This is a genomic window from Saccharopolyspora sp. NPDC002686, from assembly GCF_040295745.1.
Taxonomy (GTDB): Bacteria; Actinomycetota; Actinomycetes; order Mycobacteriales; family Pseudonocardiaceae; genus Saccharopolyspora; species Saccharopolyspora oryzae.
The window spans coordinates 1-1,782 of the sequence record NZ_JBEOVY010000629.1 but is presented as its reverse complement, the minus strand read 5'-3'; the positions used below and the strand labels follow the sequence as shown (position 1 = coordinate 1,782).

Annotated in this window: 1 protein-coding gene and 1 riboswitch; the gene reads left to right on the top strand. The window is 72.4% G+C overall.

The annotated features are described in order from the left end of the window. Positions 1–188 precede the first annotated feature (188 nt). Positions 189–304, top strand: a riboswitch (SAM riboswitch). A 39-nt stretch (positions 305–343) separates the two neighbouring features. Further along, positions 344–1,681: an aminotransferase class V-fold PLP-dependent enzyme gene (locus tag ABTZ89_RS38440; protein WP_351054367.1), complete on the top strand. Its 1,338-nt coding sequence runs from the start codon at positions 344–346 to the stop codon at positions 1,679–1,681. Positions 1,682–1,782: the final 101 nt, after the last annotated feature.

Below are 1,782 nucleotides of genomic sequence, written 5' to 3'. Positions count from 1 at the left end.
GGCGTGCGGCGGGCTCTTCGGCCCGTCCGCTCGCACCGCGGTGGTGCCCACGATCTCGTCGTCCAGCGCGGCCACGAACAGCGCCTGGCGCCACCCGAACGCACGAATGGGTGTGACGCAGACCGCTCCCACGCCTCGGGAACGGGTGTTGCCCGCAGCGCGGGCCTTTTCTAGTGTGCTGTTCCGAAGGTCATGAGTGTCAGCGCGAAGCCCCGGCTCGCTGGCCGGCAACCCTCCAACCGCGGTGGGGTGCCCCGGGTGAGGACCTGGCCGGTCGCGCAGGGCGATCCGGCAAGCGCGGACCCCTTCTCGGAGGGTCCGATGAGGCCCCTGGGAGGGCGTCATGACGTCTGCCGTTGTCCGAATCCCGAAGCAGTCCGCTGTGGACAGCCGCGTGCCCGCGGTCGCCGGGAACGAGTTGAACGTTCCGCTGGTCACCGGGGAGAGCGTCGGTTATGCCAACCTCGATCACGGGGCCAGCGCGCCTTGTCTGGACAGCGTCCGGACCGCCGTCGACCAGCTGCTCCCGTGGTACGCCAGCGTGCACCGGGGCGCCGGTTTCGCTTCGCAGGTGTGCACCAGGGTCTACGAAGGCGCGCGGGACGTCCTGCGGGACTTCGTCGGGGCCCGCCGCACCGACTCGGTGGTCTTCACCCGCAACACCACCGACGCGCTGAACCTGCTGGCGGGGGCCTTGCCGCGGGGGACTTCCGTCGTCGTCTTCGACACCGAGCACCACGCCGCGCTGTTGCCCTGGACCGGTCCGCGGGTGCGGCGGATCGAGGCCCCGGCGACGCCGGCCGACGCGGTCGCCGCGCTGGACGCCGCGCTGGCGGAATGCCCGGAGGGGCCACGGCTGGCGGTGATCACCGGCGCGTCGAACGTCACCGGTGAGCTGTGGCCGGTCGCCGAACTCGCCCGCGTGGCCCGCCGCCGAGGTGCGCGGACCGTGCTGGACGCCGCGCAGCTCGCCCCGCACCGCCCGGTGCGGATCGCCGAGCTCGACATCGACTACGTCGCGATCTCCGGGCACAAGCTGTACGCGCCGTTCGGCGCGGGCGCGCTGATCGGACGTGCGGACTGGCTCAACGCCGCGGACCCGTACCTGGCCGGTGGCGGCGCGACGCGGAAGGTGAACGAGCGCGCGGTCAGCTGGAACACCGGTGAGGAGCGGCACGAGGCGGGCTCGCCGAACACCGTCGGCGTGCACGCGCTGGCCAAGGCCTGCGAGACGCTGTCGGTGAACTGGGTCAACGTCGTCGAGCACGAGGAGGCGCTGCTGCGCCGGTTGCGCGCCGGGTTGCGCGAGGTGCCGGGGCTGCGCGAGCTGTGCCTGTTCGATGCCGACCACGAGCGGGTAGGTGTCGTGAGCTTCAGCATCGACGGCCAGGACCCCGGGCTGATCGCCGCTGCGCTGTCCGCCGAGCACGGCATCGGCGTCCGCGACGGCCTGTTCTGCGCCCACTTGGCGACCAAGCATCTCCTGTCGCGCGCGGGCTCGGACGCGGAGCGCGCGGTGCGCGTGAGCATCGGCCTGGGCACCACGGCGGAGCACGTCGACCGCCTGGTGAACGCCCTGCACGAGCTCGTCGCGGAAGGCCCGGCCTGGCGCTACGAGCTGGTCGACGGCCGCTGGACCCCGTCCGACGACCCGCGTCCCCTCCCGGACTTCCTCCCCTGACCACCTGCTCCCCGGGGCCTCCCACCCCCGGTTCCGAGCCCCGACGTGGTTCCGCCGCCAGTCCCGACGCAATTTCAATGGAAATTGGACCTCCAATTTCC

What these genes read in the sequence shown, in the direction of transcription:
- ABTZ89_RS38440 (WP_351054367.1), top strand. Translation starts at nt 344, where the DNA reads ATGACGTCTGCCGTTGTCCGAATCCCGAAGCAGTCCGCTGTGGACAGC.